Below are 25621 nucleotides of genomic sequence, written 5' to 3' on the forward strand. Positions count from 1 at the left end.
CAGTTTTCGAGCCTAAAGAAGCACTTCTGACACCGTTCCTGCACGCTGCCGTTATCCGTCATAACGACGCCGGAACGCGGCTCGCGGAGTCCTGTTCCGGATAGCAGAACAGCGGTCCCCACCCAGGTACACCGTTAAGCCGGGGTGTCGAAGCGTGACCAGGAGAACGGTCGGGGAGTCCGGCGTGCGGGGCAACGGGTTTAGCGGGACATACGAGGATTTCGCGATTTCTGCACACCCGAGGACCGTCCACGAAGTCCAAGCCCGTGGCGGAACAGGCCTGCACTAAGCGGAGAAGCCGTCCTCGGCCATGGCGGCAGCCGTGCCCATGACGTCCTTGGCACGAATGTCCCGGGATGCTTCGATCAGGGAGACCTCGCACAACCCAGGGGCTCGCCAGCCGGGCCACGGGTTCACCTGCCATCCCCGCCACGGCCGTCCGGGCGCGGCGCGCCAGACCGGGCCGGTGACTTGGGCGCCGTTCAGGTCTGTCAGCGGGCCCTCCGATATGCGATCTTGGGGGCAAACGTTGCTGATCTTGGGATCGACGCAGACGTGGCCGGGTCAGCACATACGTGGAAGAGTTCAACGATGCCGGAAGCCACCGGTATGGGCGCCCGACCACCCCATCTGAGCGCCAGCTCGTCATAAGACCCGCTAACGGCCGGTGCTGGTGAGGGCACGCGCCTCGCACGCTAGCGCGTGAGGAAGACGGGATGAAAAGGCGGTCGGACTCCAAGAACATCGGTGGCCAACCCTCTGTCCATGGACTGACGCTAAGCACCCTCTCCGCTCCTGGATGGGCAAGGCGTGAACGTGGGAAATGCCCGGTAGACATCCCTGGCTAACGGTGCCACCATGGCCGGATACGGGCAGGCAGCAGCACACGGCGCCGGCTCGAAAGCGGAGGCTGGAGGAATCAATGTCAGGGTCCGAACTTGATCTGTTCGTGGAGCAGTACCACCGGGCGCTCGATGCGGTGGTCAGGGGGGATCCCGCGTCCATGAAGAAGCTGTTTTCAAGGCGGGATGACGTAACTTTGGCCAATCCGATAGGCCCACCGGTCCGGGGGTGGAGTGAGGTCGAGAAGACGATGGAGCGGGCGGTATCCCAACTCAGGGAAGGCGAGCCCAACCGTTTCGAGCGAATTTCCGGGCATGCCGGGACAGACTTGGCCTACATTGTGGAAATTGAGCGAACGCAGATGAAGGTCGGCGGATCCGACAAGGCGTCCTCGGTATCACTTCGGGTGACAACAATATTCCAACTGGAAGACGGGACATGGAAAGTTCTCCACCGCCATGCCGATCCGATAACTTCCCCCCGGCCGATCGAGTCAATCGTCCAGGTGTAGCCAGTCAGGGGGACTGAACGCCGCCGTTCCGCCGATCCTCGGCTGAACCAACGCGATGGCCCGCGAGGTCGGCTGGACCGGCGTGACCGTCACTGCCATCACCCCGGCGCCCTGGACACCGACATCCGCGTGGGCAGCACCGAGGAGCAGCAGGCTGTCATCAGTGCCAGCATCCACTGGGCCGCAGCGCCAACACTGAGGAAGTCGCCGCCGTCAGCACGTTCCTGTCCTCTGAGGCAGATGAAAGGGAGGTGGGGACGGCCTGGATCTTGGTCCGTGCTCGAAGGTCCTGTCCTGGCCGAGTCCCTAATCGTGGCTGGCGGGCCGGCGTCGAGTTGGTTAGCGTAGTTCGTGCTGTCTGCGGCTGACATTTCTGGCGAGCTCGGGCTGCCTTTGCAAGGCAAGAAGAGAAGGTGTGCACAATATGCACACCTTCGGCTTCGGACTCGGTCGTGTTATGTCTCCGGACATGGGTGACAGTTCTGTATCAGGAGATCGGTGACATTTCGTGTATCAGGACATTGGTGACGGTTGGGGGTTGTTTCACGGTGCGTTCTGGGGGCTTGCCGTTTCCGACTGTTTTGGTCCCGGCCGGCGGACGGGGGTAGGACGTGATGTGGGTGCCCTGGTCATCGAAGAACTGGATTGTCTCGGTGTCCCAGAGCGCGTGGATGCACTGCCGGGCGTAGGGTCTGCCGATCATGTAGACCACGCTGTTGATCGTGACTCTTCCGTTGGGGTAGGCGATGCGGGTGGCCTGGCCGATGCCGCGGGTGCCGTCCTGCGTGGGGGCCGGGACGGGTTTCGGGTGTGGTGGCGCGGCGGGCGGTGTGGCGTCCCATGCTTGTTGCGGGGTGATCCGCCCGGGCAAACCCTGGTGCGGGCGTTCGTGTTATAGAGCTCATCGAACGCGTCGACCTGCTCCTGAAGCTGTTCAAGGGTCCCGGCGAGGGGTTGTTTGTCCAGGAACCGGAACAGGGTCTGATGGAAGCGTTCGTTCTTGCCCTGCGTGGTCTGTTTGTACGGTTTCCCAGTGACCGCCTCGATCCCCAAGGACGTTACGTACGTGAGGAGCTGGCCCTGATGGCCCGCCGTGAAGGGTTCAACGCGGCCCCGTTGTCCGTGAGCAGTTTCTGCGGCACCCCGTGCGCGGTGATGCCCTTCTTCACCACCGCGATCGCAGCCTCGGATGTTTCCCCGGCGGCGACGTGGGAGGCGACCGCAAGACACGCAAAAGCGCTCCAAAACCGTCGACAAACTAATCGAAGGCACGTTCACGCAGGGATGGAGTGAAGCCCTCGGCGTCCTCGTTCTGAACTATCCCGACCGAATCGGCCCCTACCTGAACCGATGAGGCAGCACCTCACTTACACAAATAACTTGACAGGCCCGGAAGATCACGCATTTACGGCCACCGGTGAGGACGTACTCGGTCGCATCCAACTGCCACAGACAGTTCGGGGCAGGGTAAACGAACCGGCGATACGCGGCCCGGGGCTTCTTCCGCGGCTCCAGCCTCGCGACACCGCTCTGACGAAAGATCCTGGCCAGCGACGCAACCGAGGGCACCGGTTCCAGGCACATGGACTTCATCTTCTCGAACACGCTGATCGGTCCGTGGTCCAGGCCCGAGCGCTCCAACGCCGCCCGCACCCGGAGTGCCTGCTCCTTGGCCTCGTCACTGATCTTGGACGGGCTCGTGCGCGGCCGGCGGGACCGCGGTTCCAACGCCGCAGCCGGGCCCTCGGCCCGGGCCCGGCCCAACAACACGTAAAACGTCTTACAGGAGATGCCATGCTCGGTACAGAACGATGTCACGGCACCACGCGGTGGATCATCCGGCCACTGCGAGATCGCTAAACGGACACGAGGATCAACAGGCTCAACTCCACTCATCCACCCATCAGAATGGCAGAAGTGTCACCACCAAGAACCTCGGAAGCGTCACCGATGTACTGATGCAGAACTGTCACCCATGTCCGGAGACATAACAGTTTTTGTCCGGCCAAAGGGGGGTGTGCACATTGTGCACACCGGTGTGCACGGGCCGCTTTTCGACCCTATTTTGGTCCCTTCCTGCTGGTTCTGCCGCTACCACTTCATGCAGGTCTCTGTTGCAGGCGACATGACTTTGCGGCCTGGATCGTCGGTGTCATCACAGTTCAGGAAGCGGCCCGCCGGCCGGAAGGACTGGGCGGCGACATGCCGGCCAGGATCTCTACCGCATCATGAACCCAGTGCAGGGACCTCGGACTCTACCCCTCAGCCAAGGCCACCGCGAGAATCGGTGTACTGGATGTCGGAGGTGAAAGGCGCCCGTCATGATGTGGGATTACGGACAAGGCATGGTTTGGGTGTGGCTCTGGGGCATCCTGCTGCTCATAGGGATCGCGATTCTTGTACTGCTTGCGGTCCGGATATTTGGCGCTGGTGTCCACGGCGGCTACGCCCCTCCGGGCTCCCAGGTGCATCGCGGAACGCCCATGGGAAGAAGCAGGGCACGGCAGATCCTCGATGAACGCTTCGCTGCAGGAGAACTGACTGCAGACCAGTACCGCGAACAACTCAAGGTTCTCGGTGAGGGGCAGTAGTGCAGCCGATCAGCCGCCGCCAGGCCTTGCTGCTGGGCGGCATGGGCGTCGCGGCGACGGCGGCTGGCGGCGCCGGCCTGATCTGGACGCTTACATCCCCTTCAGGTCCGGTTACCGGGGCCAATCTGGTCCAGCCGGAGGAGAATCGGAGCGTTGACGGGCAGTTGCAGGTCCGGCTCGAAGCTGCACCCGGACGGATACTGCTGGGCGACCGGCAGGCCATGGCTATGGGCTATAACGGCAGCATCCCTGGCCCGACACTTCGCATACGGCCCGGCGACGTCCTCAAGATCAAGCTCGTCAACAAGCTGGCCCGGCCCACCAACCTGCACGTGCACGGCCTTCACGTTTCCCCCGAGGGGAACGGGGACAATATCTTCATTTCAGTGGAACCCGGCGGGACCTTCGACTACGAATACAAACTTCCAGCGGACCATCCCCCGGGTGTGTACTGGTACCACCCTCACCACCACGGCATGGTCGCCGATCAGATCTTCGCTGGCCTCTTTGGAGGGATCATCGTCGAGGACCCCGAGCCCATCGAGACGAGCGCGGAGCGGGTACTTGTCGTTTCGGACACCACTTTGGACGGCCTGGGGAACATCCTGGCGGTCCCGGCACTGGAGCGGATGATGGGCCGGGAGGGTCAGCTGATCCTGGTTAATGGCCAGAGCAACCCGCAATTTCCGGCCCGCCCGGGAGAACGGGAAAGGTGGCGCATCATCAACGCGTGCGTGGCCCGCTACCTTCGGCTCAGGCTCGACGGACAGCAACTGCAGCTCCTCGGCATGGACTCCGGCCGTTACGCGAAGCCGGAGACGGTCGATGACCTGCTGCTCACGCCCGGAAACCGCGCGGACCTCCTCGTGACTACGGCAACCGGCGACTCCACCCTGCGTGCGTTCTACCAGGACCGGGGCAGCATGCCGCGGATGATGGGCCCGGGATTCGGGGCGCGGTCCGCTGCGGGCCAGCCGGATGGCACACCTCTGGCCACTCTCCGCGTTTCAGGCGAACCGGTCGCTTCCCAGACTTCCGTGCCCGACTATCAGGGGCTCGGAGACCTACGGACATCCGCGGTCACCGCCCATCGATCGATCGTTCTGTCCGCCGGGATGGGCATGGGGGGAGGCGCCGGAATGATGCGTTTCACCATTAACGGGAGGGAGTTCATCAAGGGAAGAACGGACACAACCGTGGCGGCCGGGAGCGTGGAGGAATGGACACTGACCAACACCAGTCCCATGGACCACCCGTTTCATCTCCACGTCTGGCCGATGCAGATCATCGAGGGAGACGACCAAGGCAAGGCGTCGGCTGTCTGGCAGGACGTGGTGAACGTACCCGCGAACGGGCGCGTGAAAGTCAGAGTGGCGTTCAATGACTTCCGCGGACGCTCCGTCTACCACTGCCACATCCTTGACCACGAAGACCTCGGCATGATGGGCGTCATCGAAGTGCGGTGAAGAACGCCGGGAATCGGTTTGGCGAAGCCCCGGCGGTATCGGGATCCACGCCACGCCCGCTACCAACACTCCTCCATAAGGGCCTATTAAGTGAAGAAAGGCGGCTCCATCGTGACTGTTCTTGTTGCGTTTGCAAGCGCCCGAGGGTCCACCCGTCAGATCGCCGAACACATAGCATCGTGTATGTCCGCTGCCGTCGGGACGGTCGATTGCCGTTCCGTGGAGGAGGTGGGGGATATCTCCGCGTATGAGGCAGCTGTTGTCGGTAGTGTGCCGTACATAACCAGGCGTGGTTGCCCCCGGCACGTCTGTTCGTGGCACGGCACGCGCCCGAACTTGCCAAAGTACCCGTATGGGCCTTCAGCGTGGGGATGTGCTTCGAAACCACAACCTCTTCTCAGGCGTCTACATGGCCGCCCAGATGCCCGCACCGCTCCGAATGATCTTCAGGCTCGCTGGTGGCCGGGTCGGGGACCTGAGGGACTGGGATGCTGTTGACAGTTGGACCGACGCCATATCGGACCAGCTCAGTGGAACTGCCGCCTCAGCGACCTGAGGCAGCACCAAGGCAGAAGGGCCCGCTGGGGCATGTGTCGGCCGATACCGCCGGGACCAAGGCCCCTGTCTTCACCGCCCGCAGCGGAGTAGCACTGTATTAACCGGGGCTGCGACAAAGCCTTGGCGGCGGCAGGCGTTCCCTGCCGCCGCCAAAGCTTTTTTTCAGGGCGGTTACCGTTTAGTTGGTGGACACGGATTCGCGGGTCTGCTGCCAAGCTGTCCAGCCTGCATAGCTGCCATCGAGTTCGACGATGTCGTACCCGGCGCGGCGCAGGGCGCTGGCGGCGACGGAGTTCCGGACCCCGGACTGGCAGTAGGTCACGATGGTGCCCTCGGCGGGAAGTTCATCGAGGTGCCACATGAGGCGGCCGCCGCTGAGCTGGTAGGAGCCCGGGATGTTCCCGGCGGTGTGCTCGGTGCGGTTGCGGACATCCAGCACCATGGCGGCGTCAAAGCCGGAGAGTTCCTCGGGCTGGATGAGCTTCGGCGTGAAGGTGGTGAGGCCTTCGATGCTGGTGACGTAGCCGGCGACGTTATCGACGCCGACGCGGACCAGGTGGTCCCACATGTCCTGTGCGGTGTCGTGGTCCGGTGCCAGGAGCACCATCGGGTTCTTGTCCGTTTCCGGGTTCACTACCCAGGCGCCGTAGCTGGCCACGGACTTTCCGGCCGGTACGTTCAAAGAACGCACCACGGTGCCTTCGTGGACCTCGTTGTTGGGGCGGGTGTCGATGAAGGTCAGGGTGTCCGCCTCCAGGCCCGCTGCTACGATTCCTTGTGCGAGCTCGGGCAATGGTGTCCGCGTACCCATGACGGCAGGTCCTTCACGGTTTTCCCGCTTCATCCGGCTGAAGTAGGCGTGCGCGTCGGGCTGGCCGTCGAGGAGTTCGGCGATGAAGCCCTGCTCGTCGTTCGCGGCGAGATAGGGACCCCACCAGGCGTATAGCCGCTCATAGCCAACCGTGGAGGACGGGATGGCCCCGAGTGCCTTGCCGCAGGCACTGCCGGCTCCGTGGGCAGGGTGGACCTGGACGTAGTCCGGCAGGGTCAGGAACTTGTCCCGCAGGCTGGCGAAGAGCTGCTTGGCGCCTTCGAACCGGGTGTCGACGCCCCCGGCTGCCTCGTCCAACAGGTCCGGACGGCCCAGGTCACCGGAGAAAACGAAGTCGCCCGAGAGCAGGTAGCCGGGCTGGTCGGAAAACGCTCCGTCGGTGACCAGGAAGGACAGGTGCTCCGGGGTGTGGCCCGGGGTGTGGAGGGCCTGGATGCTGATGTTGCCGATGGTGATCTTGTCACCGTCGTAGAGGCGTTCGCCGTCGAATTCGTACTGCCAGTCCGGCCCGCCTTCACCGGAGACATAGATCTTCGCACCGGTGGCGGCGGCCAGTTCACGGGTGCCGGAGAGGTAGTCGGCGTGAATATGGGTTTCGGTGGCGGCCACGATCTTCATGCGGTTCTTCTCAGCCAGTTCCTGATACACCGCGATGTCGCGGCGGCCATCAACAACAACGGCCGTGCCGTTGGCCTGGCAGCCGATCAGGTAGCTGGCCTGGGCGAGGTCTTCATCGTAAATGCGCTCGATAAGCATCTGGTGCTCTCCTTCGTGGAGTGGGTGTCTTGGGGATTGATCTAAGCATAATACCCCCGGGGGTATCCTGCAAGAGGGGTATGCGCCGGGAAATCCGTGCGTGCGCTAGGCCGGCTGTTGGGCTACATCAGCCCCGCGTTTATCCAGATCCGGGTTCCTAACGGCCTGGATGACTTGTTCCAGGCCTATGGCGTTGAAGGCTCCGGGCTGGGAGAAGACCAGCGTTTTGCCCTTGAAGGCCATCAGGGTGGGGATGGAGGTGATGTTCGCTGCTGCGGCGAGAGCTTGTTCCGCTTCGGTGTCGACCTTGGCGAAGGTGATGTCCGGGTGCCGTTCGGCCGCGGCTCCGTAAGTGGGGGCGAACATGCGGCACGGGCCGCACCAGGCCGCCCAGAAGTCAACGAAGACGATCTCGCTGCTCTCCAGGGTCTCGGTGAAGCTCTGTTCTGTGACGTCGATGGTTGCCATCGTCTTTCGTGTCCTTTCGGGCGATCTCTAAAGGGGTTGGTGGCGGGCCTGCAGGGACTCGGGCGGTGGGGAGGCCAGCGCGAGCCCAGTCGATCATGCCGCCGGCCATGGTGTCCGCCGCATAGCCGGCACCGTTGAGGGCGTCGGCGACGCGGGCTGAACGGTTGCGCTACGGCAGACCACAACGACGGGGACTGTAGGGCCAAGTTCGGACAGGCGTGCCTGCAGCTGGCCCATGGGGATGTGGAGGGCGCCGGGGATCTTGCCTTCCTCGACTTCGAAGTCCTCGCGGACATCAAGGATTCGGGCGGCAGAGCGGCGCTGTTCGGCTTCGGCGATGGTGATTTCAGCCATGTGATTCTCCTTCGAAGTGGTTTTCGGCTGGTGTGGTGGTTGTTAGCGGAGAGGTTCGCCGGCCTGGCGCCAGGTGGGCCATGCCGCCGCGCACCGAGTAGGCGACGTATCCCTTGGCAGCGAGGAGCCGGGCGGCGGAGGCGGACCGTACTCCGGAAGCGCAGACGGCTATCACGGGCCGGGTCTTCTGGATGCCCGCCGTGCTGGCCTGCACCCGGCCCAGGGGGACGAGCTTGGCCTGCGGCGCCCGGCCGGTCCGCCGTTCCTGCGCCGACCTGACGTCGATGAGCGTGGCACCCGACCCAGGAGTTCCTGGGCCTGGGCCATGGATATCGTCTTACAGAGCCTGGTGGAGGCCTTCTTGAGGGAATCGATCAGTCCCATTGGTTTCTCCTGTTGGTTGGGTCAGGCGGTGACAGTGCCGGCGGTGACCCATGCCGCGACGGCGAAGATGAGTACCGCGAATGAGATACGGATGTGCTTGTCGTGCAGGCGGCGGGCCAGCCGGGCGGCGACGAGGGATCCCAGGATGCCCGGGACCGCGAATGCCAGGGTGGTGACCCAGTCGATGGTGTAGCCGGCGGCGTGGGCGCTGAACCCTGCGGCGGAGTTGATCACGATGATCGCCAACGAGGTTCCGATGGCCTGTTTCATGCGCAGGCCCAGGAAGATGGTCAGTGCGGGGGTGATGAGGAAGCCTCCGCCCACCCCGAGCAGTCCGGTAAGGAAGCCGACGAGCAGCCCTACGCCAACGGCCTTCGGGGCGCAGGACCGGAAGGCCTGGCCGAGCCCAGTGCTGCAGGACCCTTCGGATCCGCGCGGCTTCCTGAGCATCCTGATTCCCGCGGCCACCATGATCACGGCGAAGACCAGCATCAGGACGTTCGGGTCCAGTAGCCGGCCTACGGCTGCACCGCCCCAGGCCGCCGGTATGCCGGCAGCCCCGACCAGTGCGATTACTGGCCAGTTCAAACCCTCCCGGACCCGGGTCAGCAGGGCGGCCAACGAGGACACCGCCACCACCAGTAGGGAGGTGGGGATGGCCTGGGTCGGGCTCATACCCACCCCGTAGACAAGGGCCGGCACGGCGATGATCGACCCGCCGCCGCCCACTACACCCAGGACGATCCCGACGACGAGCCCCAGTGAAAGGGCCGGAATCATGCCGCGGCGTCCTCTTCAGGTGCCGGCGCAGGAAGCTGCAGGATGGCGCTTTCGCGCGTGGGTTCCCTGGCGGCCTTGTTCCACGGCATGGCCGAGAGGGCCTGGCCCATGGCACAGGTGTTGGTGGCGGCCGAGAAGGTCAGGCCCGCGCCGATGACGCCGGCAAGCATCCGGATTTTCGGCGAGATGAACTTACCGCCGGCCAGACCCAGGACCACGAGGGATCCTGCGGCAAGGCGGACCTGGCGCTCCAGGTTCCAGCGGTCCTTGCCCTTGACGACGCCTCCGTCTGCGGCCGCGAATCCGGGCACTCCGCCGGTCAGGACGTAGGCGCCATCGATACCGGAGCCGGCAAGGCGCTGGCGTGCTTGCTCGGCGCGGGCTCCGGACTGGCAGACGAGGACGACGCGGCTGCCCAGCCGGGCGGCCAGTTCGTCCGTGTGCTCGACGAGCAGCGGCAGCGGGACCTTGTAGGAGCCGCGGATGTGCATGGATTCGAACTCTGCGGCGGAGCGCACATCGATCACGACGAGGTCCTGATGCACGGCGATCCAGTTGCTCAGGGTTTCCGGCGCTAGAGCGGCAATGGCGGTGACGGGGGAAGCGGAAATCATGGTCAGCCTCTCGAAAGGGGGATTGCTGGTGGATAGGCCACCGAGTATTGCAGATACCCCAGGGGGTATGCAAAACACCCCCGGGGGTATATGTTTAATGGCAAACCACTCACGCCCTCTGGAGACTTCATGAAACTCGATTCGACCGAATTGACCCCCGTGGTCAACCGTCTCAAGCGCGCCCAAGGCCAGCTTGCCGCCGTGACCCGCATGCTGGAGGAGGGCAAGGACTGCAAGGAGATCGTGATGCAGTTGGCCGCCGTTTCGAAGGCTCTGGACAGAGCAGGGTTCGCAATTATCGCCAGCGGTCTGGAGCAATGCATCGCCCGCGAAGACACCACCATGGACAAAAAGGAACTGGAAAAGCTGTTCCTCTCCCTGGCGTAAAAGCAGAGACCCCAAGACCCCGTGCCGGGGGAGTTCCCCCTGCCCCGGCGGTGACCGACTGGTGTGCGTTCGGGCCCTGGTTCTGGTCGGAGCGGTGCCGAATCTGCCCGTTTCGGGTGCGGCATGGCTGCTGGCCGTACCGCGAAGGTGCCGGTTCCTTGGCAGGTATCCCAAGCCCTGGACGATAAGGGTGGGCTGGTCTTCCTTGGCCGGTCGGGTGCTTGTATGCTGTTGATCGGAGAGCCGGGAAGCCTGGTCGGCCCGTGGGCAATGCCTGCGGAACGCCCTCGGCGACCGCCTCGGGTGTTCGCGTGATGACCCGAGGAGCGGCCGGCTCATGAATCCAGCAAAAAAACCCGTCGTTGAAACATTCGGTCTGGTCAAAGACCTCGCCAAAACACGTGCGCCGTGCAGCCCTTACCTGACGGTCGCCGCCGGTGAAGTCAACGGATTCCTGGGCCCCGACGGTGCCTGCAAATCCGAGCCTTTGAGCATCTTGTCGGGGCTCATCCGCTCGTCGGCCGGAACTGACCGGACGGTCGGGGTGCTTCGTTGGGGCGGTCCTGTCGGTACGCGCCGGCATATTGCAGTCCTCCGGCTCACTGTTGGAACCAGGAGAGCAGGAGGCCGCCGCCATGGCACTGTCCGATGAAGAGCGAAAGCGCCTTGAAAAGCTCGAACAGGAACTGGCGGCAACAGACCCGGATCTGGACCGGCAGCTGCAGGACGGAATGTCCCGGAACTGGGCATCCGCCCGCACTGTCTACGCTGTGCTGTCCGTCTTTGCCGGCTTCGCCTTGGTCATCGCCGGAATCGTCACCCAGCTTGCGGTCATTGGAGTCGCCGGGTTCCTGCTAATGGTTGGAGCCGCCAGTTGGTTCCTTGGCGGTCTCTCCCAGGGAGGCGCGACCGGGCGGCAGCCAGAACGCCCGACCAACGGGGGACCCTTGCCCTTATAGACGCGGAGTGCGTTTCTCTCCATCTCCGGCTCACCTGACAGGGGAGACCTACAGATGAAGGTATTGATTATGACGCTGGGGACGCGCGGTGATGTCCAGCCGTTCGTGGCGCTGGCACGGGGATTACTAGGTGCGGGCCACGAAGTGGTGCTTGCCGCGCCGGAACGCTTCGCCGGGTTCGTCGCTGGCCATGGGGTGCCGTTCGCTGGAGTGGACGACGGTCCGATGCGGTTGATGGACGACCCGGCAAATGCGGGTGCGGTGATCGAGAGTGGTGCGCGTGCGCGGCTACGGCAGGTACGGACCATGCCGGCCATGTTTACTCAACTGCTGGCCGACTGCTGGGCCGTCGCATCCCACGGCGCGGGTGCCGGTGCGGATGTCGTGGTGCACAACGGCCAGATTATCGCCGGGCAGCACGTGGCGGAGAAGCTGGGTGTCCCGGCAGTGCTTGCTTTGCCGCTACCGATGTATGTGCCGACCAGGGAGTTTCCGTGGCCGGGCGTGGGCATGCCGACGTGGCTGCCCGCTTGGGCAATTCGCGCCACCTTCGTGGGGATGAAGGCTCCGGCGGCGATATTCGGCCGGGTGGTTGACCGGTGGCGCGAAGACACCCTCGGTCTTCCGCACCGCCGCGGCCGGCACGACCCGCTGCGCCGGCCGGACGACGGCCGGGCTCCGGTGCTGCACGCGTTCAGTTCTTCGGTGCTGCCCCCGCCAGCGGACTGGCCGGACTCAGTGCACACGACGGGCTACTGGTTTCTCCCGCCCTCGGACGAGGCGCTGCCGCCGCGCGTGGAGGACTTCCTTCGTGCCGGGGATGCGCCGGTGTTCGTGGGATTCGGTTCAATGTCCGGCAGTGATCCCGAGCGCAGCACGGCCCTGGTACTGGAAGCGGCACGCCGGGCAGAGAAACGCCTGGTGATCGGGGCGGGCTGGGGCGGACTGGCTAGCAGCATGTCAGGTGATGACGTTCTTGCTGTGGAGGATGTTGACTACCAACAGTTGTTCCCACGGATGGCTGCCGTGGTGCACCACGGGGGCGCAGGCACAACCGGCACCGCCTTCGCTTCCGGACGCCCGCAGGTGGTGTGCCCTTTCGTCGCCGACCAGCCGTTCTGGGCTCGACTGGCACAGCACCGCGGTGTCGCTCCCGCACCACAGCCCCAACGGCACCTCACGGCCGCCGGCCTGGCTTCCGCCATCACCACCGCGGCCACGGATCTGGAAATGGCACGTGCGGCCCAGGAGCTGGGCCACCGTGTACGTGCCGAGGACGGAGTATCCGCAGCGGTGACCGCGCTGGAGCGCATCGCGGTGCCATAGGCAGAGGGACGTTGCAGGGGGCAGAATGTGCGCTCAGGTTAGCCATTCCGTAAACCGGGATGGATCCTCGACGAAAGGCGGACCGCCGTGCCCACCCATAGTGCTCTCATTCGGTGGCTGCTCGCGGGCGGCATCATCGCAGGAGTGATGTTGTCCGTCGTTATCGGAGTTGTCGGAGCCACCCGCGGGGGGTTCAGCGTGTGGCGCAATGGTGTGAGCCAACTTGGGACCGGCGACGGGGCGTGGGTGTTCACAGTCGCGTTCGTTCTCGGCGGCGTTCTCCTCGGAGGTTTCGCCCTCGGACTTCGCCGCGTGCTGCGACCAGGTCGTGGGGCGACCTGGGGGCCGATCGTGATCGCCATGGCCGCAGTCGGCTTCATCATCGGCGGCCTCGTGCCCACAGATCCTGCGCTGGGTTACCCGCCGGGGGAGCTGCCCGTCGCAACGCTTGCCGAGCGAATCCACCAGGGCGCCGGAACCCTCGTCTTCGGCGGCCTCTCCGCAGCGCCATTCATCCTCGCAAGACGGCTCCGTCCTGATGCCCGGGGGCTGGCGACCTTCTCGACCGTCACCGGCACCCTCATCATTGGTTTCTCTGTTGTGGCCGGGATCGCTTACCGCCTGGACTCACTCGGGATCTTGCGGCCGGCACCGGCCGGGATCCTTGAGCAAATATCGCTCCTCGCCGCCTACGGCTGGCTCATCGCAATCGGCATCCGCTACCGGCGCACCCCACCCGTCGGTGCAAGTACATAGAGGCCCTCTTGTGTCTGGACTCCCGCGAGGACCTTAGGGTGCGTCTGCCGCCGTCGTGGGCACTGGGCTAGCCGATGATGGGTCGTTCTTCCGGGAGTTGGTAAAGCCGTGGGCGGGAGGACAGGGCGAGGGATGAGGCCACGGTGATAGTGCCGATGCGGCCCGTGAACATGAGAGCCATAAGTACCCATTGGGCGTTGGCGGGCAGGTCGTAGGTGATTCCGGTGCTGACACCCACGGTAGCGAACGCGGAAATTGATTCGAAGAGGACTTTCTCGAGGCCGTAGTCCGTGAACATCAGGAGCAGCAGTGTGCCGCTGACCACGGCGGCGACTCCCAGGAGTGCGACAGAGAGAGCCTGTCGCTGGGCGGAGGAGCTGATGGAGCGATGGGCGATGGTGACCTGGTCGCGGCCACGGATCTCGTTCCAGATCGCAAACCCTAGGACCAGAAACGTGGTGATCTTGATGGCGCCGGCCGTGCCGGCGCTGCCACCGCCGATGAACATCAGGATATTGGTGATCATCAGGGTCTCAGGGGACGCGGCGGCGTAATCGATGCTGTTGAACTGTTCTCACGGTCCGCTTCTGGTTTGCCTACGACGATAATCCGGGCACAGCCCTCTGGCACGGGACCTTTCACGCTGTTTCGGCGTTCAACAACGCCGGCTTTGCGCTCTACAGCGACAGCCTGATCAGTTTCGCGGACGACCCGTGGATAATCATCCCGGTCTGCCTGGCGGTGATCGCCGGAGGGCTCGGGTTCCCCGGCCGTGACGGCTTCGAAAAAACCATGATACGGGCGACCCGGAAAAGGACGGAACGGACATCTCCGAAGTTCAGGGTGTGCGTTTCGGACTGCGCGACCAAGTGGCCCCGGAGCCCGATGCTTTTGCGCACGAGCAGCGCCAATAACGTCGCCAATGTCATGATGCCGAACCCGCCGACTTGAATCAGCCCAAGAATCACGGCGTGTCCAAATGGTGTCCAGAACGTTGGGGTGTCGACGGTGATCAGGCCTGTCACGCAGACAGCCGAGACGGCTGTGAACAGTGCAGGAAGTACAGGGTCTGCCTCTGCTGCCGTCCGCGCGGCGGGCAGCATCAGGAGTCCGGAGCCCAGGAGGATCACGGCGAGGAACGCGAGGGGCACCGAACGGACGGGATGCAGCAGCGCGCGCCCGATACTGTCGCCTTGGACTCTGCCCCGGGGCTGCCTTTGCGGGCCGCCTTTCAAGGCGGCGGCATTGCGGATTTTCAGACCCTCTTCTCTTCCGGCCCTCACTCCGACATCTCCTCGGCCTCTGCCGCGACGTTGCGGATACCCCGTGGCTGCCCGGCCCTGACCCAGGCCCGTACAGGACGGCTGCGATGATCAGGGCCGCGGCAAAGCTGACGATCGGCAGGCCCCGGGAGAGGTTGGCGGCCAGGGTGAACGCCACCACCGCGGCGCCTGCAATGTTCATGATGAGGTAGCCGCGGCGACGGTCACGGTGGGAGAAATCGGCCATGGAAAGCAGACCGGCCAGGAAGCTCAGGAAGACTGACACGGCGTAAAAGAGTACGAGTTCCTGGTCGTTACCGCCGGCTGCGGCGGTGACAGCGCAGGCCAGAGCGGTGAACAGCACAACCCCCCAGTAGGGGGTGCGGTGGGTGTTTGTGCGTTCCAGCGCGGGAGGAACGATGCCGACGGTATCGCCCTGTTTGTTGGTGTGGCGGCAAAGGCTTTGAGCAGACCGGGGCCCGCCTGATACGAGGAGCTGGCCGCGGAGAGAAGCAGCAGGGCCGTCACGAGTTGGAAGGCGGCAAAGACCGGACCGGGAGCTGCCAGCAGGGCCAGTTCAGCGATCTGGGTGCTGTCCCCGGGCGGGATATCGACCTGCAGGTGCGCGGCTTCCAAGGTTAGGCCCAGGGTGATCGTTCCGACGATGGCCAGGGTCAGGGTCAGCCTGACCCTGCCGAAGCGGCTCCGGCCGGCATCATCGAGCTGGCCCAGCTGGGCGATCGCCGACGACGGGGCTTCCACACCCGTGGCCAGGGCCATGGCCACGGGGAAAGCGAGCACCACGGCGATGACCGGGGCTTGTCCGGGCGTGTCGGTGATCGTCCCCACCGGCTGCGGGGTGGCCCCCAGGCCGTAGAGCAGGATGAGGGCGGAGACCACGATGAATCCCATGGTCATCGCGGCGAAGACCAACCGCCCCAGATGCCCGAACCAAGTCACGGCCCCGACGAGGATGACGAGCGCCAGCGCGAGGAGCAGCCGCCATGGCGCCAAGGTGGGAAAGTATGCGATGGCCGCTGACGCCCTGGGCGAGACGCTGATGGCGATCGTGAGGACGAAATCGACCACCAGCGTGCCGATCGGGATGAAGGACCAGCGGTCCCCGAAGGCCTCACCGACTGTAGCTGACAGATCCCCGTTCAGGGTCCGGAGAGCTGGTTCAATGGTGTGCGCGACCGATGACACCGGGTCCGCCATCACGGCGAACGAGAATGCCAGCAGCAAGGCCGTCCGGGAACGGAATGCACCGGCGAGGCCGCGCCTTGGTGCTACCTTGTCAGGTGCCGGCATCAGATGGTCCTTTCCGCTCGTCGGCCCGCACTGCGCGTGCTGTTCCGTGAACCGGCCGGACTGCCGAGAACATCCCGGAGCCTAACACCGGAAATCCGGCCCACCACCGGCTGGGGGTCAGTCTTAACGAATCCTTAACGCCGCCGCTTCGGAGTTGATACGCCCATGAGAGGTCTGGTCCCGCGTGTTGCGCACACACCGAACCGAAAGAGAATGTGCTGGTCTTCCGGCACCGTTCGGGTGCTTGTATGCTGTGGATCGGAGAGCCGGGAAGACTGGTCGGCCCGTGGGCAATGCCTGCGGAACGCCCTCGGCGACCGCCTCGGGTGTTCGCGTGATGACCTGAGGAGCGGACGGCTCATGAATACGGCAACACAACCTGTTATCGAGACCCTGGGTCTTGTTAAGCATTTCGGCAGGACACGGGCACTGGATGGCCTGAACCTGAGCGTCGCTGCCGGTGAAATCCACGGTTTTCTGGGTCCTAACGGCGCGGGCAAATCCACCACCTTGAGGGTTCTTCTGGGGCTGATCCGCCCCACCGCCGGTACGGCCCGGGTCTTCGGCGTGAATCCCTGGGACGACCCCGTCAGGGCGCATCGGGACATCGCCTACGTCCCGGGCGATGTGAGTCTGTGGCCGAACCTTTCCGGGGGCGAAGTCATCGATCTGCTCACCGGCCTGCGCGGCGGCGCCGACGGGAATCTGCGCCAGGAGCTCATCGACGAGTTTGAGTTCGACCCCCGGAAGAAGGCCCGCACTTACTCGAAAGGCAACCGGCAGAAAGTCGCCCTGATCGCCGCGTTCGCCCGACCAGCAAGACTGTATCTGCTCGATGAGCCCAGCGCCGGCCTGGACCCTGTGATGGACGCCGTGTTCCGCCGCCACATCGAACGTGTCAGCAGGGGCGGGGCGACCGTCCTGCTCTCCAGCCACATTCTCAGCGAGGTCGAACAGCTCTGTGACCGGATCACCATCATCCGTTCCGGAACCGCGGTCGAGACCGGGACCCTGGGCGAACTCCGGCACCTGAAACGCACGCATTTCCGGGTCACCGGACTGGCCGAGCCGGCACGCCTGGCGGCGCTGCCCGGGATGCACGGGATCAGCATCGACGGCGGCGCTGCCGAGTTCGACGCCGATGCCGCCGACCTCGGTGCCGTCCTGGCCGGCATCGCCGAGCCAGGAATCAGCGGGCTCACCGTCGCGCCGCCATCCCTGGAGTCCTTGTTCCTGCGCCACTACAGTGACCGCAACACAGCGGGGTGAAGTGATGCCAGGCTTGTTGCAGCTGGCACTGTTCCAGGCGCGCCGGGACCGGGTGACGCTGCCGGTCTGGATCCTGGGCATCACGCTGCTCGGCTTTGCGACCTCCAGCGCGGTCGTCACGCAATTTGGTGATGAGCCCTCGCAGGCAGCGATCCTGACCCTGGCAGCCACGAACCCGGCCTTTCTCTTCCTCCGTGGCCTGCCCGACGGCACCGGCGTTGGGGCGGTCGTGTTCTTTCAGGGTTTCGCGTTCACGGCCGTACTGGCGGGACTGATGAGCACATTCCTGGTGGTGCGGCACACCCGCACCGACGAAGAGCTCGGACGGGCCGAATTCCTCGGCTCGGTCCCGCTCCCGCGGGCAGCGTCCCTGACCGCGACGCTTCTGCTGGGCGCGGCCGCGAACCTGATCCTGGCCATGTTTCTCGCCGCCGGTTTCGTTGCGGCCGGGCTGCCGGTTCCCGGCGCAGTGGGGGCCGGTGCCGCTGTCGGTGCTGTTGGCGTGTTCTTTGTCGGCTTGGCCGCGGCCGTCGCCCAGGTCATGCCCTCGGGAAGGAGCGCGAACGGTGCTGCTGCCGGCCTGGTCGGGGCTGCATATCTGCTCCGGGGTGTCGGAGACGCGCTGGGGACTCTGGCGTCGGACCTGCTGCATGTGAGCAGTGCATGGCCGTCGCTGCTGTCACCGATCGGCTGGGGGCAGCGGTTACGGCCGTTCACCAGTCCGGACCTGTTCGCGCTGCTGGTCCTTCTGGCAGCTGCTCTGGGCGTGGCCGTCGCTGCTGTGCTGATCCGGCGACGGCGGGATGTGGGCGCCATCCTTCTGCCCCAGCGCGACGGCAGGGAGCGGGCCGGAGTCGGCGGCACGTCGTTCGTCGGGTTGGCATGGCGCCTGCAGCGCTCCACCCTGGCCGGATGGTGCGTCGGGGCCGCGGCCCTGGGTGCGGTGGCGGGCGCCCTCGGCCCTCTGGTTTCCGAGACGGTCTCCAGTGTGGCGCCGTTGAAGGAACTCATTTCCCGGCTCGTGCCGGGCGGGCAGGCCGGACTCATTGACGTGTTCGTCACGGCCTTGCTCGGTGTGGCCGGGGTGTTCGCGGCGGCTGCAGGCATTCAGGCGGTGCTGCGGATGCGTGCAGAAGAGGCTGAGGGCAGGGCCGAGGCCCTTCTCGCAGCGCCGCTATCCCGGGCGCGGTGGATCGGCGCGAACCTGTTCATTGCCGCTGGCTCAGCCGTTGGCGTCTCCGGAACGGCTGGGGTTGCGGCCGCCATCGGCTTGGGACTCTCGGGCACGTCAACCGGACCTGCCGTGTCCCTGGTGCCGGCAGCGTTGGCGCACATCCCGGCCGCCCTCGTGTTTCTCGCCGCAGCGGCCGTGGTCTTCGCCGCCGCGCCGCGCCTCAGTATCTTACTGGGGTGGGGAATGCTGGCTGGCGGGCTTGTGCTGGGCGAATTTGGGGAGCTGTTCGGGCTGCCGGTGTGGCTGCAGGACGTGAGTCCGTTCCGGCACTCCTCGGCCATGCCCGTGGAACCTTTCGACCCCGGCGGGGCGCTGGCACTGGCTGCCATTGCGGTAGCGCTGGCAGGCCTGGCCGTCTATTCCATTCGACGGCGGGACCTGACTGCCTAGTGGGCTGTCGTGTGGGAAAGGGGTTGGTCAGGGAAAGGAGTTGGTCAGGCACGGAATGCCATGAAGTCGATGACGGCTGCCTGGGCTTCTTCGCGGGCCGGTCCGAGCCAGAACAGGTGGCTGGGCGCGGACAGTTCGACGAGCACGGCCCCCGGGATGGTGTCTACGTAGTCCTGTGCGTGGGCGAAAGTGACGCCGGCATCCTGGCGTGAGGCGGTCACTAACGTCGGGCAGGTGGTTCGGGTTTGGGCCATCCGGCGGTATGCCGCACGACCGGGTCGGGCCTGTTGCAGATCGTTGACGAACCCGCTGCCCGACCGCATCGTCCGGAACAGCTCTCGTGCCCTGCCCTTGTCCTCCACGGACCAGGTGTCCCACCACTCATCTACCGGCGCCTTGGATAGTGCGCCGACCATCCGACGTAGCCCGGCATCGGACCTGACGAAACGTGACACCATGGCCCAGGTGAGGCCCTGCAGAGCCGGAGAGAACACCAAAGGGCCGAGCAGTGATTCAAGGCGGGCGTCCGGATATGCCCGCGTCGAAGGAGCGCAGCTGTGCAGGATCAGGCGGGGCGCCGTGCTCATTTCCGGCCGGGCTGTCGGTTGGTTATGCAGGTCGCTGTTCGTTTCTGCATGAAACGTTCGGAGAGGAGGGCCGCCACCATGATCTCCGTCGATTTCCAGCAGGAGGGCCGCCCCGTGGTGCGGTGCTAATCCGGGGCCGGTCCGGTTCGGAGACCTGCCCTTCATATTGGAGCGCAATCGGCGCCTAAATGGACAAGAAAGAGGGTGTGCACAATGTGCACACTATTGCCGTCGGACCGGGCCGTACCGGCGTCGGATTGGGCCGATCGCGGATGTTTTCGGGGGAGTGGCGGATTTGCAAGGCATGGAACCCGGTTCGAGTCCCACCTCGGGCACGTTTTCCCATGTCAGGGGCCCTTTGGGCCTCTGACGTGGTGGACGGGGTTCACGCTTGTCCGAGAAGATCGCTTTTGACGGGTGTCGGTCACGCCGTGTTTGTCGCTAGCCTTTCTTGTGGCCGGTTCCTCCCGTGCGTCGGGGCTTTCCGCTGTCTTAATGCTTCATGGGAGCGTCCGGCCGGGACGACATGACCGGGCAGGTTCCGGGGGAGTGGTGCACGGCTGAGCGATCGTTTTCTTCATACCCATTCATTTCGCTCGGGTGGGATGGCTACATGACATAGCCGCTGAAATGTTCGGGTGTCATCCGATTGATTGGGCGAACGACCTGGGCCAGGTTGTTGCGCCGGCCCGTAGTGCCAAGCAGGGTCTGCTCGGCGACGGATAGTTCGTCGAGGAGTATTCCGGGATCCATTCCTGGGTCGAATGCCCGACCAGATACACCGTAGTCCATCCCCGTGAGGTCGCAATCCTGTTCGTGGACACTCGGCCAGTGGATGCCATCGCGTTCCATCACGACATCCTGGGCGCCGACGACCGGAAAGGCTACTTCAGCCTTCCCGTATCGCGGCGTCTGTCAGGTTAGCGCATTCCACTGCCGTTGCTCATGAGGAAGCCCCTGAGGGGCAGGACTAGGTGTCAAAAGCGCTGCCCCTCAGGCTGCCTTCCTACGGACCGGGACCAAGAGCCCGGTCCCCTCACGCGGGCCACGGATTGTTTACTGGCTCAGGGGCGGGCTTCGAAGACGAAGAGTTCGGTTCCAGCGACTTCTTCGCCGTCATCGGGGGCAGCGAACAGGCGCAGCACGCCGCCGTCAGATTCCAGGGCAACCGGGTTGCGGGTCATCGAGTGCCCGGCGGTGGAGAATTTCTGGAACGGGACCTCGTGGACGATCGTTCCATCTGTGAGGTCGGTCAGGGCGACGCCGCCGAGCTCGAACGGCTTACCGTCAGCAGTCTTGAGGCCGGTAACACCCGAGCAGAGCTGATGCCCGGCTCCGGCGTACTCGCAGTCCTGATAGTCGATTAAGTGGCTGGGGTTGGACTGCGTCCCCAGGAGCCTGCCTTGGTTATTCCAGGTGAACAGCTTGCGGGAACCCCAGCTGACGCCGCTGATTCGGTTGGTCTTGCGGTCGGCGACAACACCGCCAACGTGGTCAGCCTGACGGAACTGCTCCGTGACCTCGTAGGTGTCTGGATCGATTGTGTAGACGATCGAGCTGCTGTTGGGCCGGTACTCGGCCACGGGAACCCAGACCTTCTCGCCGTCGAAGTCCGTACCGCCCGGGTGGTAGATCGTGTCCTCACCCAGGACGACGTCTTTCAGCAGCTTTCCCTGCCGGTCGATGACGAAGACGTGGCCGCGGCCCTTGCCGGTAGTGCGGTCGTAGCCGCCGACGGGCGAGGGGTAGCGCACGGTCGGTTCGAGGATCTCGACGCTGCTGAGGAAGATTTTGTCGCCGACCAGCGACATGCCCTGCGGGTGGAAGGTCGGGAAGTCTAGCTTGAGCTTCTGGACCTGGTCCCACTGGGTGTTGCGGTCCACCTTAGTGAAGGCCTCTGCTTCTGCCGTGAGGCCCTTAGGGGTTTGCCCGTTGGTGGCCACAGCGGAGGTTCCGGCTGTCAGGGTGGCCGCGGCGACTGCTGCGAAGGCCAGGACGCGCTTCATCTTCATGTCTGCTCCAGGTGCGTGATAGTGGTGCCCGGTGGCCGGGCCCGATCAAACTTAGGCGCCCGGGATGGCAAGACAGACAACGGCAGGTGTCGAGAGGGTGAAGCAACCGACCCGGGCCGCGGACACCCCAGCAATCGGCTTGACCAGCAGCGGGCAGCCCGGAGCTGCCGGATGGAGGAGTGCCGGACTGCTGGGATAGCCAGGAGCCCGGCGCCGCGGCCGAGCCCTTCTAGAAGCAGGTTGGCACCGAAGAGATCCTCTTGTCCACAAGTCCGGTCAACAGGGCCGCGTCGGACGTGGACATGACGTTCCCTGGAAATGTGTTGACCAGAGCGCGAAACTTCTGCAGATCAGCATCCCAAATCCTCTGGAATCGGCGCCGGTTATGCTGGGTTTTACGGCCAGGAGGGACCGTTACCCGCATCTGGTCCGACACACGGCGGGAATTTTCGGTCGGGGCCGGCGTTAGCTCTGAGTATGAAAGCAATCGTGTACCGTGCCACCGGCGATCCGTCTGTTCTCGAGCTCGTCGACCGCGACAGCCGCGACCCGGGGCGCGGGGAGGTGCGCGTACGGGTCATGGTGTCCGCGGTGAACCCCACCGACTGGAAGTCGCGCCGCGGCGCCAAACCGGGTGAGCCCTTGCCCTTCGCGGAGGTCGTGCCGAACCAGGACGGCGCCGGAGTGGTGGATGCCGTCGGACCCGGCGTCGAGCATCGCCACGTCGGTGACAGGGTCTGGCTGGCCTTGGCCGCCTACCAGCGCGCCGACGGCGGGACAGCGCAGGAGTTCGCCGTCCTGCCTGCCGAGCGGGTCTTTCCGCTGCCGGAGAACGCCGGGTTCGACGTCGGCGCAAGCCTGGGTGTTCCCGCGGTCACCGCCCATCGGGCCCTGACCATCGCCGAGGACGGCCCGCGGCGGCTGCACCCGGGAACCTTGGATGGCAAAGTGGTTCTCGTCGCGGGAGGGGCCGGCGCCGTGGGCCATGCGGCGATCCAGCTCGCCAAGTGGGCCGGCGCCGTTGTGATCACGACCGTGAGCGGACCGGCGAAGGCTGCGCTGGTCACGGCCGCCGGCGCCGATCACGTCATCAATTACCGGGAAACCGATGCTGCCGCGGAGATCCGCCGGATCGCTCCCGAGGGCGTCGACCAGATCGTGGAGGTAGCACCCGCGCAGAACGCGGAACTCGACCTGGCAGTGATCCGCAACCGCGGCTCCATCGCGGTCTACGCCAACAACGGCGGCGATCAGATGAGCCTGGACGTGCGCAGGCATTTCAGCCTCAATGTCCGCTACCAGTTCGTGCTGCTCTACACCGTTGGCATGGCGGCGGTGCACGCCGCCGCCGAGGACATCAATGCGGCCATCGCCGACGGCGCCCTTCCGGTCGGAGAGGCCGCAGGCCTGCCGCTGCATCGCTTTGACCTGGCGGACACGGCTGCGGCCCACGCGGCGGTGGAAGAGAGCATCGTCGGCAAGGTCCTGATCGATGTGTCAGCAGGCTAGCCGATAACACATCGGGATCATCACGCAGTGCAGCCGAGGAACTGAGCGGGCCGATAAGTCGGGACTGCGGACGGGTAGCCCGGTTCAGAACGCCTCGGCCACCGGAGCGAAGAACCAGGCGGCCCAGCCGATCGCGGGCAAGGTCATTAGGATGCCAGCCACCGGGCCCACCCTGGACATGTCGCCGCGATGGGCCCAGAGCTGCCAGAGTCGCGGCTATCGCAGGACCTCGCCAGGTCTGGAAGCGAACTCCCTGTCAGTTGCCATTCTCTTCGTCGGCTGAAGCTCTCGTTGTGCACCACTGCGTACCTGGTCGGGCCTTCCACCCAGGATTACATCCCGGTGTACTCTTACTCTTCGACGTCCAGACCTCCGCCGAGAAGGCCTCTTGCCCCAAGGAGTTCGTGGCCTGCGCGCCAGGACAAGTCCATGATGTCATTGATCGCTGCATCCACCCGTTGGGCTGCTCACATATCGATGGTGGCACTGGCTGCCCCAATCAGGTGCATATGCGCTGCGTGTGTCGGGCCGGCAACGAAAAACGGAGCCGCCGCCGACCCCTCCCTGAATGGGTGGGTAAAGCGACTCCGTTTCGCCCCGGAAGCTTGAGACCGGCCCCGTCCGACGCTTGAGTCCGGCAGAAGCCCGCAAACCGGGCAGATTTCCCACGCCACGTCGCCCCTGACGATGCCCATGTGGCGGCGGAGTCAATGACTCCCCCCAATACACGAGAGTGGGAGAACCCGGCATGATCATTGTGCATCCCGGACGCCTTCTCGGCTGTCTATGAGTGCAATTATTTCCCGGAAAGCGCTCTGCTGGCTTGTGGAGCGACGGACGTTTGCAACGATTTCGCCGATTGTTCATCCACACTGATTGAGCCGATTGTTCATCCACACTGATTGACTTGGCAGTTTCATCTGGCTGAGCCGGCCATAGCCTCGGATGTATTGCCAGCGTTGAGCCGGATCGCCCTGTGAAAGAGAGCACGGGCTTCCTCAAGCGGGCCATGAAGTGTGGCCGTACCTCGCGAGGAAGATGACGGTCAGGTTATTGGGATTTGATCGTCAGCAGACCCTGATCATATTCGCAGCCGATCAGTTGCAGCACAATTCCATAACGGGCCATAACCGTGGCGTCACCCTTGGCAACGGCAAGCGTGCTTCACCCAGGCGCCGCCATTTACCGTCCGGCGCTTTTCAGGGCCGATCAAGCGCTCCTGACGGACTTCCATTGCTTCAGCCGCTCGGCAATGAGCGCCGCGCGCCTTTGATCGTCTCGACCGTTCATAATGCCCATGTCGTCCGGGTCGGCGCGCCACCAGACACCAGCTGTCCGCGCATTCACATGCGGATCTGTATCAGCGCGAGTCGTGAAATACCCGGATGCGCGGTCACCGGCTTCCAGCCGAATTTCGCCTACTCCCTCCAGCTGCGGCGCGTTGGGATCCAACGGCCGCTCGCCCTTCCAATAGAAGAAGACGCCTGTGGACCCTTCCCTCTCCTTCACCGCCTCGCTCCAGTATCTTGCTGACAGACTTCCATCCTCTCGCCACGCGCGGCCCGTCAGTTCCAGCGCGCCGTTGCGATCACGCGAAATCTTCAGGAGGCTAACGGCATCAGGCTCCTTTGCGGTGCGCTCCGTCAAGGAGAAGTGCCACCACGCGCCCTCGATGCGCGTAAGGCGGCCCTCGTTCTCGATCGCCTTGCGGATTTTCTGGTTGATGGTTCTCATTTCGGACGCTGTCATCGCGCCGGCGTAGCGGATGCAGGTGAGGCCGAGGAGATCGCTCGGAAGCTTCGCCCCGCTTGCATGGAGAATAAAGGTTCGGCGCATACCGAGCACGCCGCCGAAAAGGCCGGCCTCGAACACAACGTTATCCCGCGGAGACGCCTGACCCGACTGAGGCTCGGAAGACGCTGGCAGGCTCACCGTCGTCCAGTCGTCCTGTGCAAAGACAAACGCCGCGAAATCGACCTCTTGGGTGAGCTCCAGGAGGCGTTCCAGTGTCGACGTTCCCGGATTGAAGGATGTCATCCAGGGTTCGACACGCGCGACGTCACTCAGACCGCGAGTGAGTGCCTGAAGCAATTTCTCCTGTTTCCCTGACGAGCCCAAGAACATTCGAGGCTTATCCATCGGTTCCTCCAAGAAATCCGCCAGCGCAACTTCTATGCCCGACACGCATCGCGAATGATTGTTTGTATCACCGCCGATTCTGTCAAACGGTCTTGCACCATTCTGGCACGAAGCCCGGATAGAGGGTGATGGCCGAATTTCATCGAATCAATGTCCTAACCACCAGAGCGGCCCGATGCCTGAATGAGTCAGCACGAAGCTTCCTCAACGAAGAGCCGATTATGAGGACGTTCATTGCGGATGACAGCGCTGACATTTTTTTGCAGGACTGGGGGACTGACGGCGGTGGCAAGAACTCGGGGTGCAGTTACCCGGATTCCCGG

Annotated in this window: 25 protein-coding genes and 6 pseudogenes; 15 read left to right on the forward strand and 16 right to left on the reverse strand. The window is 64.6% G+C overall.

What is annotated here, in order from left to right; genetic code table 11:
* Window positions 1-285 precede the first annotated feature (285 nt).
* Window positions 286-417: a hypothetical protein gene (locus tag J2S97_RS22030; RefSeq protein ID WP_307052072.1), complete on the reverse strand. Its 132-nt coding sequence runs from the start codon at window positions 415-417 to the stop codon at window positions 286-288.
* A 505-nt stretch (window positions 418-922) separates the two neighbouring features.
* Here J2S97_RS22030 and J2S97_RS22035 point away from each other — a divergent pair.
* Together J2S97_RS22035 and J2S97_RS22040 are read left to right on the forward strand one after the other, a co-directional pair.
* Window positions 923-1354 (forward strand): YybH family protein, encoded by a 432-nt coding sequence (locus tag J2S97_RS22035; RefSeq protein WP_307052073.1) that lies wholly within the window; start codon window positions 923-925, stop codon window positions 1352-1354.
* Between the two features lie 46 nt (window positions 1355-1400).
* Window positions 1401-1614, forward strand: a pseudogene (locus tag J2S97_RS22040) (SDR family oxidoreductase); the annotation flags it as partial.
* Between the two features lie 227 nt (window positions 1615-1841).
* On the opposite strand, the gene J2S97_RS24190 reads toward J2S97_RS22040, so the two are convergent.
* Together J2S97_RS24190 and J2S97_RS24195 are read right to left on the reverse strand one after the other, a co-directional pair.
* A complete protein-coding gene (locus tag J2S97_RS24190) occupies window positions 1842-2225 on the reverse strand; it encodes a hypothetical protein (RefSeq protein ID WP_444875945.1) in 384 nt (127 codons plus the stop codon).
* 74 nt (window positions 2226-2299) lie between these two features.
* A pseudogene (locus J2S97_RS24195) lies at window positions 2300-2632 on the reverse strand (hypothetical protein); the annotation flags it as partial.
* A 304-nt stretch (window positions 2633-2936) separates the two neighbouring features.
* Here J2S97_RS24195 and J2S97_RS24200 point away from each other — a divergent pair.
* From J2S97_RS24200 to J2S97_RS22070, 5 genes and pseudogenes are all read left to right on the forward strand, one after another.
* Window positions 2937-3128: a hypothetical protein gene (locus J2S97_RS24200; protein ID WP_444875944.1), complete on the forward strand. Its 192-nt coding sequence runs from the start codon at window positions 2937-2939 to the stop codon at window positions 3126-3128.
* Window positions 3129-3675: 547 nt separating this feature from the next.
* Window positions 3676-3945, forward strand: a complete 270-nt coding sequence (locus tag J2S97_RS22055; protein WP_307052074.1) for an SHOCT domain-containing protein — start codon at window positions 3676-3678, stop codon at window positions 3943-3945.
* Window positions 3945-5411 (forward strand): multicopper oxidase family protein, encoded by a 1467-nt coding sequence (locus J2S97_RS22060; RefSeq protein ID WP_307052075.1) that lies wholly within the window; start codon window positions 3945-3947, stop codon window positions 5409-5411. Before J2S97_RS22055 ends, J2S97_RS22060 begins: the two co-directional genes overlap by 1 nt.
* Before the next feature lie 111 nt (window positions 5412-5522).
* Window positions 5523-5621: pseudogene (locus J2S97_RS22065) on the forward strand (flavodoxin domain-containing protein); the annotation flags it as partial.
* A 142-nt stretch (window positions 5622-5763) separates the two neighbouring features.
* On the forward strand, window positions 5764-5967 hold the full coding sequence (locus J2S97_RS22070) for a hypothetical protein (RefSeq protein ID WP_307052130.1): 204 nt from the start codon (window positions 5764-5766) through the stop codon (window positions 5965-5967).
* Between the two features lie 180 nt (window positions 5968-6147).
* Here the strand turns inward: J2S97_RS22070 and J2S97_RS22075 are convergent, their stop codons facing one another.
* The 6 genes and pseudogenes from J2S97_RS22075 to J2S97_RS22100 all read right to left on the reverse strand — a co-directional run bounded on the left by J2S97_RS22075 (window position 6148) and on the right by J2S97_RS22100 (window position 10157).
* Window positions 6148-7557 carry an MBL fold metallo-hydrolase gene (locus J2S97_RS22075; RefSeq protein WP_307052076.1) on the reverse strand — a complete coding sequence of 470 codons (1410 nt, stop codon included), beginning with the start codon at window positions 7555-7557 and terminating at the stop codon, window positions 6148-6150.
* A gap of 105 nt (window positions 7558-7662) precedes the next feature.
* Entirely contained in the window at window positions 7663-8025 is a 363-nt protein-coding gene (locus J2S97_RS22080) for a thioredoxin family protein (RefSeq protein ID WP_307052077.1), read from the reverse strand.
* A 64-nt stretch (window positions 8026-8089) separates the two neighbouring features.
* Window positions 8090-8379: pseudogene (locus J2S97_RS22085) on the reverse strand (rhodanese-like domain-containing protein); the annotation flags it as partial.
* A 42-nt stretch (window positions 8380-8421) separates the two neighbouring features.
* A pseudogene (locus J2S97_RS22090) lies at window positions 8422-8763 on the reverse strand (rhodanese-like domain-containing protein).
* Window positions 8764-8784: 21 nt separating this feature from the next.
* Window positions 8785-9543 carry a sulfite exporter TauE/SafE family protein gene (locus tag J2S97_RS22095; protein WP_307052078.1) on the reverse strand — a complete coding sequence of 253 codons (759 nt, stop codon included), beginning with the start codon at window positions 9541-9543 and terminating at the stop codon, window positions 8785-8787.
* Window positions 9540-10157: a rhodanese-like domain-containing protein gene (locus J2S97_RS22100; RefSeq protein ID WP_307052079.1), complete on the reverse strand. Its 618-nt coding sequence runs from the start codon at window positions 10155-10157 to the stop codon at window positions 9540-9542. The genes J2S97_RS22095 and J2S97_RS22100 overlap by 4 nt, the downstream gene beginning before the upstream one ends.
* Before the next feature lie 129 nt (window positions 10158-10286).
* On the opposite strand from J2S97_RS22100, the gene J2S97_RS22105 reads away from it, so the two are divergent.
* From J2S97_RS22105 to J2S97_RS22120, 4 genes are all read left to right on the forward strand, one after another.
* Window positions 10287-10544, forward strand: a complete 258-nt coding sequence (locus J2S97_RS22105; protein ID WP_307052080.1) for a metal-sensitive transcriptional regulator — start codon at window positions 10287-10289, stop codon at window positions 10542-10544.
* 635 nt (window positions 10545-11179) lie between these two features.
* Window positions 11180-11503: a DUF3040 domain-containing protein gene (locus tag J2S97_RS22110; RefSeq protein WP_307052081.1), complete on the forward strand. Its 324-nt coding sequence runs from the start codon at window positions 11180-11182 to the stop codon at window positions 11501-11503.
* Between the two features lie 54 nt (window positions 11504-11557).
* On the forward strand, window positions 11558-12829 hold the full coding sequence (locus tag J2S97_RS22115) for a glycosyltransferase (protein WP_307052082.1): 1272 nt from the start codon (window positions 11558-11560) through the stop codon (window positions 12827-12829).
* 87 nt (window positions 12830-12916) lie between these two features.
* Window positions 12917-13585, forward strand: a complete 669-nt coding sequence (locus J2S97_RS22120; protein WP_307052083.1) for a DUF998 domain-containing protein — start codon at window positions 12917-12919, stop codon at window positions 13583-13585.
* A gap of 67 nt (window positions 13586-13652) precedes the next feature.
* Here the strand turns inward: J2S97_RS22120 and J2S97_RS22125 are convergent, their stop codons facing one another.
* Window positions 13653-14111: a potassium transporter TrkG gene (locus tag J2S97_RS22125; RefSeq protein WP_307052084.1), complete on the reverse strand. Its 459-nt coding sequence runs from the start codon at window positions 14109-14111 to the stop codon at window positions 13653-13655.
* A gap of 44 nt (window positions 14112-14155) precedes the next feature.
* Between J2S97_RS22125 and J2S97_RS22130 the strand changes: the two are divergent.
* Window positions 14156-14353: pseudogene (locus tag J2S97_RS22130) on the forward strand (potassium transporter TrkG); the annotation flags it as partial.
* On the opposite strand, the gene J2S97_RS22135 reads toward J2S97_RS22130, so the two are convergent.
* Complete coding sequence (locus tag J2S97_RS22135; protein WP_307052085.1) at window positions 14263-14868, reverse strand: hypothetical protein; 606 nt, start codon at window positions 14866-14868, stop codon at window positions 14263-14265. The pseudogene J2S97_RS22130 and the gene J2S97_RS22135 overlap by 91 nt on opposite strands.
* Window positions 14869-15117: 249 nt before the next feature.
* Window positions 15118-16158: a hypothetical protein gene (locus tag J2S97_RS22140; RefSeq protein WP_307052086.1), complete on the reverse strand. Its 1041-nt coding sequence runs from the start codon at window positions 16156-16158 to the stop codon at window positions 15118-15120.
* A 360-nt stretch (window positions 16159-16518) separates the two neighbouring features.
* Between J2S97_RS22140 and J2S97_RS22145 the strand changes: the two genes are divergently transcribed.
* Both J2S97_RS22145 and J2S97_RS22150 read left to right on the forward strand, forming a co-directional pair.
* Complete coding sequence (locus J2S97_RS22145) at window positions 16519-17427, forward strand: ABC transporter ATP-binding protein (RefSeq protein WP_307052087.1); 909 nt, start codon at window positions 16519-16521, stop codon at window positions 17425-17427.
* A 4-nt stretch (window positions 17428-17431) separates the two neighbouring features.
* Complete coding sequence (locus J2S97_RS22150; protein WP_307052088.1) at window positions 17432-19051, forward strand: polyketide antibiotic transporter; 1620 nt, start codon at window positions 17432-17434, stop codon at window positions 19049-19051.
* Between the two features lie 44 nt (window positions 19052-19095).
* Here J2S97_RS22150 and J2S97_RS22155 read toward each other — a convergent pair whose 3' ends face one another.
* The 3 genes from J2S97_RS22155 to J2S97_RS22165 all read right to left on the reverse strand — a co-directional run bounded on the left by J2S97_RS22155 (window position 19096) and on the right by J2S97_RS22165 (window position 21650).
* Window positions 19096-19638, reverse strand: coding sequence for an alpha/beta fold hydrolase (locus tag J2S97_RS22155; RefSeq protein WP_307052089.1), 543 nt, complete (start codon window positions 19636-19638; stop codon window positions 19096-19098).
* A 609-nt stretch (window positions 19639-20247) separates the two neighbouring features.
* Window positions 20248-20490, reverse strand: coding sequence for a hypothetical protein (locus J2S97_RS22160; protein ID WP_307052090.1), 243 nt, complete (start codon window positions 20488-20490; stop codon window positions 20248-20250).
* Between the two features lie 212 nt (window positions 20491-20702).
* Window positions 20703-21650, reverse strand: a complete 948-nt coding sequence (locus J2S97_RS22165) for a DUF6454 family protein (RefSeq protein ID WP_307052091.1) — start codon at window positions 21648-21650, stop codon at window positions 20703-20705.
* A 477-nt stretch (window positions 21651-22127) separates the two neighbouring features.
* Here J2S97_RS22165 and J2S97_RS22170 point away from each other — a divergent pair, with 477 nt between their 5' ends.
* Window positions 22128-23159 (forward strand): NADPH:quinone reductase, encoded by a 1032-nt coding sequence (locus J2S97_RS22170; RefSeq protein WP_307052092.1) that lies wholly within the window; start codon window positions 22128-22130, stop codon window positions 23157-23159.
* Between the two features lie 1209 nt (window positions 23160-24368).
* On the opposite strand, the gene J2S97_RS22175 is transcribed toward J2S97_RS22170, so the two are convergent.
* Entirely contained in the window at window positions 24369-25343 is a 975-nt protein-coding gene (locus tag J2S97_RS22175; protein ID WP_307052093.1) for a TIR domain-containing protein, read from the reverse strand.
* Window positions 25344-25621: the final 278 nt, after the last annotated feature.

The sequence above is a fragment of the Arthrobacter oryzae genome, assembly GCF_030812315.1.
In the GTDB taxonomy this organism is placed as follows: Bacteria; Actinomycetota; Actinomycetes; order Actinomycetales; family Micrococcaceae; genus Arthrobacter; species Arthrobacter oryzae_B.

Bases quoted from the DNA above. Each gene is read 5' to 3' on its own strand.
- J2S97_RS22055 (WP_307052074.1), top strand. From the start codon at position 3,676: ATGATGTGGGATTACGGACAAGGCATGGTTTGGGTGTGGCTCTGGGGC.
- J2S97_RS22160 (WP_307052090.1), bottom strand. From the start codon at position 20,490: ATGGAACGCGATGGCATCCACTGGCCGAGTGTCCACGAACAGGATTGC.
- J2S97_RS22110 (WP_307052081.1), top strand. From the start codon at position 11,180: ATGGCACTGTCCGATGAAGAGCGAAAGCGCCTTGAAAAGCTCGAACAG.
- J2S97_RS22165 (WP_307052091.1), bottom strand. From the start codon at position 21,650: ATGAAGATGAAGCGCGTCCTGGCCTTCGCAGCAGTCGCCGCGGCCACC.
- J2S97_RS22145 (WP_307052087.1), top strand. From the start codon at position 16,519: ATGAATACGGCAACACAACCTGTTATCGAGACCCTGGGTCTTGTTAAG.
- J2S97_RS22070 (WP_307052130.1), top strand. From the start codon at position 5,764: ATGGGCCTTCAGCGTGGGGATGTGCTTCGAAACCACAACCTCTTCTCA.
- J2S97_RS22155 (WP_307052089.1), bottom strand. From the start codon at position 19,638: ATGAGCACGGCGCCCCGCCTGATCCTGCACAGCTGCGCTCCTTCGACG.
- J2S97_RS24200 (WP_444875944.1), top strand. From the start codon at position 2,937: ATGGACTTCATCTTCTCGAACACGCTGATCGGTCCGTGGTCCAGGCCC.
- J2S97_RS22115 (WP_307052082.1), top strand. From the start codon at position 11,558: ATGAAGGTATTGATTATGACGCTGGGGACGCGCGGTGATGTCCAGCCG.
- J2S97_RS22100 (WP_307052079.1), bottom strand. From the start codon at position 10,157: ATGATTTCCGCTTCCCCCGTCACCGCCATTGCCGCTCTAGCGCCGGAA.
- J2S97_RS22095 (WP_307052078.1), bottom strand. From the start codon at position 9,543: ATGATTCCGGCCCTTTCACTGGGGCTCGTCGTCGGGATCGTCCTGGGT.
- J2S97_RS22035 (WP_307052073.1), top strand. From the start codon at position 923: ATGTCAGGGTCCGAACTTGATCTGTTCGTGGAGCAGTACCACCGGGCG.
- J2S97_RS22080 (WP_307052077.1), bottom strand. From the start codon at position 8,025: ATGGCAACCATCGACGTCACAGAACAGAGCTTCACCGAGACCCTGGAG.
- J2S97_RS22170 (WP_307052092.1), top strand. From the start codon at position 22,128: ATGAAAGCAATCGTGTACCGTGCCACCGGCGATCCGTCTGTTCTCGAG.
- J2S97_RS22105 (WP_307052080.1), top strand. From the start codon at position 10,287: ATGAAACTCGATTCGACCGAATTGACCCCCGTGGTCAACCGTCTCAAG.
- J2S97_RS22075 (WP_307052076.1), bottom strand. From the start codon at position 7,557: ATGCTTATCGAGCGCATTTACGATGAAGACCTCGCCCAGGCCAGCTAC.
- J2S97_RS22150 (WP_307052088.1), top strand. From the start codon at position 17,432: ATGCCAGGCTTGTTGCAGCTGGCACTGTTCCAGGCGCGCCGGGACCGG.
- J2S97_RS22125 (WP_307052084.1), bottom strand. From the start codon at position 14,111: ATGATCACCAATATCCTGATGTTCATCGGCGGTGGCAGCGCCGGCACG.
- J2S97_RS22140 (WP_307052086.1), bottom strand. From the start codon at position 16,158: ATGCCGGCACCTGACAAGGTAGCACCAAGGCGCGGCCTCGCCGGTGCA.